Genomic DNA, 7,643 nt, shown 5'->3' on the forward strand with positions numbered 1-7,643 from the left:
CAGTATTAGTAATTGATGACGATGTTGATGTGCTAACCGCATTAAGACTTCTCCTTAAACCGCTCGTAAAAGAAGTGGTTACCGAAAAGAATCCAAGTAATATTACTTCGCAAATAGAGCGTGCTAATTATGACATTATCGTTTTAGACATGAACTTTAATGGCTTGGTCAATACTGGTAATGAAGGTATCTTTTGGTTGAATAAAATACGAAAGCAAAAGCCTGAAACTTCAGTTATTCTAATGACTGCTTATGCTGATATTGATTTAGCGATAAGAGGTTTAAAAGAAGGTGCTTCAGACTTTTTAATGAAGCCTTGGAAAAATGAAAAGATTATTGAGACTATAACCACAATTCTTGAAAGCAAAAAATCTAATAGCTCTCAAAAGGACAACCTTAAGACAAACAGTGTTGAAATTATTGGTGATAGTGACGTAATGAATGACGTCTTTGTTAAATTAAAAAAAGTAGCACCTACAGATGCAAACGTTTTGGTACTTGGTGAAAATGGAACAGGTAAAGATTTAATTGCTAGAGCACTTCACGATAATTCAAACAGACGCGATAAACCTTTTGTAAAAGTTGATGTTGGTGCGCTTACCTCTTCACTATTTGAAAGTGAATTATTTGGTTACAAAAAAGGTGCTTTTACAGATGCTAGAGAAGACAGAAAAGGACGATTTGAAGCCGCAAATGGTGGAACATTATTCTTGGACGAAATTGGAAACATTAGCTTAGGACAACAAGTACGTTTATTAACTGTTCTACAAAATAGACAAGTAACACCTTTGGGTTCTAACGATTCTATTCCCATTGATATAAGATTGATTTGTGCTACTAATATTGACCCAAAAGTATTGGCAGACGAAAAGAAGTTCCGAAAGGATTTAATTTATAGAATTAATACGGTTGATATTATTGTACCTCCTTTGAGAGATCGTGGCACAGATATCACAGAATTGTCTCGTTATTTTGTCTCATTATATGCCGAAAAGTATAATAAAAATCCTTTTTCCTTTGATTCTGGATTTATTTCTAAATTAAAAAAGCATGACTTTCCTGGTAATGTAAGAGAACTTCAATATGTGTTAGAACGTGCTATAATTATGACTGATGGTAGCACATTAAAACCAGAAGATTTGGTATTTTCCTCTATTGAGCGCTCTACTGCAACTACAAGTAACGCAACTACTAGTTTAAATTTAGATGAAATAGAAAAGAATGCTATTCTTACTGTATTAGAAAAAAACAAAGGAAACGTTTCTAAATCTGCCAAAGAATTAGGAATTACACGAGCTGCTTTATATAGACGTCTAGATAAGTATGAACTATAGAAGTTACATCATTTGGTTGTTTTTTAGAATTCTACTTCTTGTGAGTACAATACTTGCTTTAAGTTATATGATTTACAAAGATGAGACTGCTTATGCTGTGATTATAAGTATCGGGTTACTCTACTTACTGATTAACACTTACTCCTTTGTAAAACGTCGTTTTGTAGCAATGGACGATTTTTTTGAAGCTGTTAAGTATCGAGATTTTTCGCGATGGTTTCCCGAAGATAGAGGCCCAAAAGACATTCGATTTTTGTATACTGGTTTTAATGAAATTAACCGAACTATTAAAGAGATCAACTCTAAGAACCAAGCGCAATATGTTTATTTGCAGAAGATTTTAGAAATGGTAGATATAGGTATCATTGCTTATAATCTCGAATCTGGAGACGTGCTTTGGAGCAACGATTCTTTTGGCGAAACCTTAGATGTACCTTCCTTTAAAAACATAAGATTTATTGAAAATAGAAAACCCGAACTATTCAATACTATTTTTGAAACCTATCATAGAGAACCGAATTCTATTTCGATAGCACTTCAAAATGAAAAAATTAAAATCTTGATTTCTGATACTGTTTTTCAAGTTGATGAAGATGCTTTTAAGTTAATTGTCATTCAGAATATTGATGATACGTTAAATAAAAATGAATCTGAATCTTGGAAAAAATTGTTAAGTGTAATGACCCATGAAATCATGAATTCTATTACACCAATCTCATCTTTAGCAGATACACTTCAAAGAAACTTACAAGTCGCCATTGAAAAACCTGAAGAGTCTCATTTAGAATTAGAAGATCTTAACTCTGGTATAAAAACTATTAAAAACCGAAGTGAAGGGCTTTTAAAATTCGCTAAAACATATCGTAGTTTAAGTAAAGTAACTAACCTAAATTTACAACGTGTTAAGGTTTCAGAGTTATTCAATAACATTCAGTTATTAATGGAGCCTTCCATAATAGCAAAAAATATTGATATAGAATTCAATATTTCTGGGCCAAAGTTAGAATTAGATATTGACACACACCTTATAGAACAGGTATTGATTAATCTTATATTAAATGCTGTTGACGCCTGTAAAAGCAAAGACAATGCAGAAATCAAAGTGCTTGCCTCCCAAAATCCTAATAGGGATATTGTCATTAAAGTCTTTGACAATGGCTCTGGTATTCCTCAAGATATTTTAGAAAATATTTTTGTTCCATTCTTCACCAGCAAAGCCACAGGAAGTGGAATCGGTTTAAGTCTTTGTAAGCAAATTATGTTGCTTCATAAAGGTAGAATCATTGTAAAAAGTATTGAAGGAGAAGGTTCTGTCTTTAGTTTGGTCTTTTAAAATTCTTCAGTATAAAATTAATTAGAACGTAAATTTAACTTTTTAACAACCGCTAAACCTATTTCTTTTATCGTAGTAATATTAAGAGGAAATTCTAAAACTACATGTAAAAGACTTAAGAAAAATAAAGCAATCAGTCCGGTTACGTAATCATATAAATATAGACCTACAGAACATATCCATAAAAACACAATATACTTCATTCTTGAACTTGATAAACTAGCTTTCCATCCAATTATTGAGGTTTTAGAAAACCAGTTTAAATAATGATAGGTATAAGCAAAAGCTATAAAAACTTGAACCTTCACAATAATAGAAGACATTAAACCAAAATTAGATGTATTCAAATTACCGAAAAGACCAGCTATAGTATTATTAATAGATAAGAAACCACTTGCAATATAAGTGCTTTTAGCAAAATCTGAAATCATATAAGACTCAGGAACTAAATCCATAAACAAAAGTGTTATGGGAAAAACAATAAGTAGAATAACACAAATTAAACCAGCATTACTATAATGCTTTAACTGTCCATAAATCATAAAAAGAAGTGTAAACACATACACATGAATAAGTGTAGGCAGAAAAACACCCAATGCTAAAACAATTTTTGGGATATAAAGAAAACATATAACAGAAAACAAGGCACTAAACGCAAATGCCAAAATAAGTTGTTTGGCCTTTGTGAAAATTATTAGGCTAACTGAAAACATAAAACCTATGAGAAGAATAACGTTCTTTTTAGAACTAATAACATTAAAGAATTCATTATTATAATCTAAGTATTTAATTAATGGGTAAATAGCTATAATTGCAGCAAAAATAATAAATGCAATATAAGCTTGAGACTTAGATTTTATAAAATACTTCTTATCATCAAGCCAATTAATTTCTGTTAGGTAATGTAACGGTCCTAAAAACGCATAAGAAAAAAGAAAAAGCTCAAAGGGTAAAAATATTGCTGCAATAAATGATATAATCAATAACGCAATATTAATATAATCTATAGTTTCACTTCTCATGTGCCTTTAATAATTTTTTTTCATCGGTCATATGCTGTTCGCTATTAATCATTCTCTTAAAATGATTCTGCTTTTAACATGCTCGTTTCATAATACGCTTTCAAGATAAGCTTTATATTAAAATTGAAAACAATTCTTGTTTATTCTATTATCTTGTACTTTATACCTTTTAAATAATTAACTATGGAAAAAACTGTTTCAGAAGCTATTACTTATAGACGTTCAACACGTGTTTACAAAGATGAACCTATTGATTCAGATAAGGTAAAACAGTGTTTGGTTAATGCGTCATTAGCACCTACGAGTAGTAATCTTCAACTCTGGGAATTTTATCATATTACAGATAAAACCATTTTAAATAGAATGTCAGAAGCTTGTTTTAATCAAAGTGCGGCAAAAACTGCACAACAATTAGTGGTAATAGTTTCGCGTAAAGACTTATGGAGAAAACGCGCTAAATCTAATATTGAATTTCTCAACAAAGTATATAACAAACCTGATTTAAGTGAGCGCGAATTAAAGCGTAAAAAAATGGCTACTAATTATTACAAAAAATTGATTCCAACTATTTACACTGACATTCTAGGAATATTAGGTTATATCAAATATTTTGTATTTCAAATTATTGGTCTTTTTAAGCCTGTATATAGACAAACACGCTTAAGTGACATGCGTATAGTTGCACAAAAAAGTGCTGGATTAGCAGCTCAAAATTTTATGATAAGCATGGCATCTATCGGCTATGACACATGTCCTATGGAAGGCAGTGATACTCTAAGAGTAAAACAAATCTTAAAGCTTCCTAGAGGCTCCGAAATCAATATGGTAATTGGTTGTGGCATAAGAGATGACAAGGGTATCTATGGTCCACGATTTAGAGTTCCTTTTGAAGACGTTTATTTTAAAACCTAATCTACTTCTTAAAATTCTCTAATCCAGTTTTCAACCATTTGAGATAAGCATCTGCACTAGGTTCGTAAGCATTTGTTACGTTAAGTAATTCCATATTATGATCTAACAAGACATAGTAAGGTTGTGAGTTGTTTAGGAAATTTATGGTTTGTAATGTTCCCCATTTATCACCAATAGTCTCAATATTTTTCACTGTACCATTTGTTCTTAAATATTGAAATTGTTCTTTCTCTGTTAATTCCTTTTTGTCATCAACATAAAGTGAAATGATTATGTAATTGTCTTGCAGCATATCGTATACTTCTATAGTACTCCACACCTGCTCTTCCATCTTTCTACAATTTACACAAGCCCAACCTGTAAAATCTAATAGAATAGGCTTGTTTTCTAACTTAGCTGCTGCAATACCTTCGCTTAAATCCTTATGACAATTAAGATCTAAAGGACAATCTGATGCTTTATCGTATAAACTATAAAACATTGGTGGAGGGAAACCACTTAATTGTTTCAAATTAGCATACTCTGTATTGGTTAAACCTGGAATTAAATAAATAATGAATGTAATAACCAAAATACCAGTGGTTATTCTTCCTTTACCTAGTTTCTGTAATGGACCATCATGAGGGAATTTAATTTTTCCGAATAGGTATAATGCTAAACCAATACCTATAATAATCCATAAACCAATAAAGACTTCACGTTTTAAAAGTCCCCAATGTTCTACTAAATCTGCATTAGACAAGAACTTAAGTGCTAATGCCAATTCTATAAATCCAAGTACAACCTTTACTGTATTTAACCAACCACCAGATTTTGGTAACGAGTTTAGCCATTTTGGGAACATTGCAAATAATGTAAAAGGCAAAGCTAAGGCTAAACCAAACCCACTCATTCCCATAGTTAATTGCATTGCTCCACCATCTGCAGTTAATGAGCTTCCTAATAGAGTTCCTAAAATAGGTCCTGTACATGAAAACGATACAATCGCTAAAGTCAAAGCCATAAAAAAGATACCAATAAAGCCTCCAATTTTATTTGCTTTACTGTCCATTGCAGCACTCCAAGATTGTGGTAAAGTCAACTCAAAATAACCAAAGAATGAAAATGCAAAAGCTACGAATATGACAAAGAATATAATATTAAGAGTGACGTTAGTCGAAATATTATTTAAAATTCCTGGATCTAAAGAATCTAATAAATGAAAAGGAATACTTAATAACACATAGATTAAGAAAATGAAAAAACCATATAGTATGGAGTTAAATAAGCCCTTTTTAGAATCACTTGCACTCTTAGTGAAAAATGATACTGTCAATGGAATCATTGGAAAGACACATGGTGTTAACAAAGCAATTAAACCACCTAGAAAGCCAAGAAAAAAGATTGACAGATTACTCTGTTCTTCTACAGTCTGTTGTTCATATTTATCCCAACCAGTTACGTTAAGATTTAATTCTTCAGATAATTTTTTACTACGTTCGTCAATTACAATTTCTTCTTTTGCGACTTCTGATCCATCCAAAGACATATTAAAATTAAAATCTTGTAATATGCACTTCTGATCATCACAAATTTGGTGCGATAAAAACACTTCAACTTGTTTTAAAGCTGGATTTAAGATTTTTATACGCTGTATAAAATCCGCTTCACCTTCAAATTTCTTTACATCAATTTCAAAGATTTTATCATATTTAGGTTTTACATCTGGCTCAGATGTTTCGCCTACAAGTTTATAGTTACCTTCTTGATTCTTATACTCAAAATAAGTTGGCAAAGGGCCATCAGATTCTTCCTGAGAATAAATATACCATCCATTTTCAATTTTAGCAGTGAAGATTAGATTAAACTCAGTATCAGAAATTTTCTCAACTGAAGACTCCCATTTAACAGGTTCTAAAATTTGAGAGTGTAAATTGAATGAAAAACAAAATGCCAAAAGGCAAAGCAGTAGTACTTTTTTAATCGTCATAAACAAAGCATTAAAACACAAATATAATTGATGTGCTTTTATAATTAATTATCAGTCGACTAATTTATAAAAACCTTAAGAAATAAAACATTATTTCTTAAGGTATAAAAAAACCGAACAAATTGTTCGGTTCACAGTTTTTAAGATTTTACTTCAATCTTTAATTTATCAGAATGTTTCCATTTTGAAATTCCGCCATCGAGATCGTAAATTTTTTCAAACCCAGCATCTTTTAATTTTTTAGCACATTTAGCACTTCTTCTGCCAGATTTACAATATAAAATAACTGGCTTATTTTTATCTAGTTTGGTTATATCCTCATCAAAAGTTGGAGATTTAAAATCTATATTCTGAGAGTTTGCAATACGAATTTCGTCAAATTCCTTTGGAGTGCGTACATCTACTAATTGCACATCTTCTAACTCTAAAATAGATTGCATTTCCTCAGCAGTAACTAGTTTTACTTCCGTATTATCAATTTTGCTATCAATACAACTTGTACAAAAGCTCACTGCTATAAAAAGACAACCGAATAAATATAATTTTTTCATAATTACTACTATTTTTTTAGCGGGTAACTTCTCCATCCCACTCGTTAAAGCCACCTACTAAATTATAGGCACTATCAAAACCTAATTGATTCATTATTACACATGCTTGTCCGCTTCTATTACCAGATCTGCAATACACGTAATAATTCTTGGTTTTATCTAATTGTTCGATTTCATCAATAAAACCTTGACCTCTATAAATATCAATGTGAATTGAATTAGAAATAATCCCTTCATCAACTTCATCTTGTGTTCTAACATCTAAAACAATAGAATTATTGTCTTCTTCTTGTTGTTTTATCCATTCTTCTTGCGATAAATCTGCCATAATCATCTTTTTAGCTTCCGCAAAATTAACATTTCCTTATGATATAGACGAAAAAAAATCCGAAGTGTTACACTTCGGATTTAATTATTTATTAAAATTTCTCTCAATGTAAGAGAAACTCCACTATTAAACTTTAATAGAACAGCCTATTGCTCTAGTTTTATTTACTTCAATATCTTTACCTTTAATTAGAG

Annotated in this window: 7 protein-coding genes; 3 read left to right on the plus strand and 4 right to left on the minus strand. The window is 30.8% G+C overall.

Annotation, left to right across the window (positions count from 1 at the left end):
* On the plus strand, positions 1–1,334 hold a 1,334-nt coding region (locus QZZ53_RS16155; RefSeq protein ID WP_296386608.1), incomplete at its 5' end, for a sigma-54 dependent transcriptional regulator.
* Positions 1,324–2,667, plus strand: coding sequence for an ATP-binding protein (locus QZZ53_RS16160; RefSeq protein ID WP_296386610.1), 1,344 nt, complete (start codon positions 1,324–1,326; stop codon positions 2,665–2,667). The genes QZZ53_RS16155 and QZZ53_RS16160, both read left to right, overlap by 11 nt.
* A gap of 17 nt (positions 2,668–2,684) precedes the next feature.
* Here the strand turns inward: QZZ53_RS16160 and QZZ53_RS16165 are convergent, their stop codons facing one another.
* Positions 2,685–3,689 (minus strand): hypothetical protein, encoded by a 1,005-nt coding sequence (locus tag QZZ53_RS16165; RefSeq protein ID WP_296386612.1) that lies wholly within the window; start codon positions 3,687–3,689, stop codon positions 2,685–2,687.
* Positions 3,690–3,872: 183 nt separating this feature from the next.
* Here QZZ53_RS16165 and QZZ53_RS16170 point away from each other — a divergent pair, with 183 nt between their 5' ends.
* A complete protein-coding gene (locus QZZ53_RS16170; protein WP_296386615.1) occupies positions 3,873–4,601 on the plus strand; it encodes a nitroreductase family protein in 729 nt (242 codons plus the stop codon).
* 1 nt (position 4,602) lies between these two features.
* Here QZZ53_RS16170 and QZZ53_RS16175 read toward each other — a convergent pair whose 3' ends face one another.
* The 3 genes from QZZ53_RS16175 to QZZ53_RS16185 all read right to left on the minus strand — a co-directional run bounded on the left by QZZ53_RS16175 (position 4,603) and on the right by QZZ53_RS16185 (position 7,449).
* The gene (locus tag QZZ53_RS16175; RefSeq protein ID WP_296386617.1) at positions 4,603–6,570 is read right to left on the minus strand and encodes a thioredoxin family protein; all 1,968 of its coding nucleotides are present in this window, start codon (positions 6,568–6,570) and stop codon (positions 4,603–4,605) included.
* A 140-nt stretch (positions 6,571–6,710) separates the two neighbouring features.
* Positions 6,711–7,121 (minus strand): rhodanese-like domain-containing protein, encoded by a 411-nt coding sequence (locus QZZ53_RS16180; protein WP_296386619.1) that lies wholly within the window; start codon positions 7,119–7,121, stop codon positions 6,711–6,713.
* Between the two features lie 16 nt (positions 7,122–7,137).
* A complete protein-coding gene (locus QZZ53_RS16185) occupies positions 7,138–7,449 on the minus strand; it encodes a rhodanese-like domain-containing protein (protein ID WP_296386621.1) in 312 nt (103 codons plus the stop codon).
* Positions 7,450–7,643: the final 194 nt, after the last annotated feature.

The sequence above is a fragment of the Winogradskyella sp. genome (assembly GCF_016744625.1).
In the GTDB taxonomy this organism is placed as follows: domain Bacteria; phylum Bacteroidota; class Bacteroidia; order Flavobacteriales; family Flavobacteriaceae; genus Winogradskyella.

What these genes read in the sequence shown, in the direction of transcription:
- QZZ53_RS16160 (WP_296386610.1), top strand. Translation starts at nt 1,324, where the DNA reads ATGAACTATAGAAGTTACATCATTTGGTTGTTTTTTAGAATTCTACTT.
- QZZ53_RS16165 (WP_296386612.1), bottom strand. Translation starts at nt 3,689, where the DNA reads ATGAGAAGTGAAACTATAGATTATATTAATATTGCGTTATTGATTATA.
- QZZ53_RS16170 (WP_296386615.1), top strand. Translation starts at nt 3,873, where the DNA reads ATGGAAAAAACTGTTTCAGAAGCTATTACTTATAGACGTTCAACACGT.
- QZZ53_RS16175 (WP_296386617.1), bottom strand. Translation starts at nt 6,570, where the DNA reads ATGACGATTAAAAAAGTACTACTGCTTTGCCTTTTGGCATTTTGTTTT.
- QZZ53_RS16180 (WP_296386619.1), bottom strand. Translation starts at nt 7,121, where the DNA reads ATGAAAAAATTATATTTATTCGGTTGTCTTTTTATAGCAGTGAGCTTT.
- QZZ53_RS16185 (WP_296386621.1), bottom strand. Translation starts at nt 7,449, where the DNA reads ATGGCAGATTTATCGCAAGAAGAATGGATAAAACAACAAGAAGAAGAC.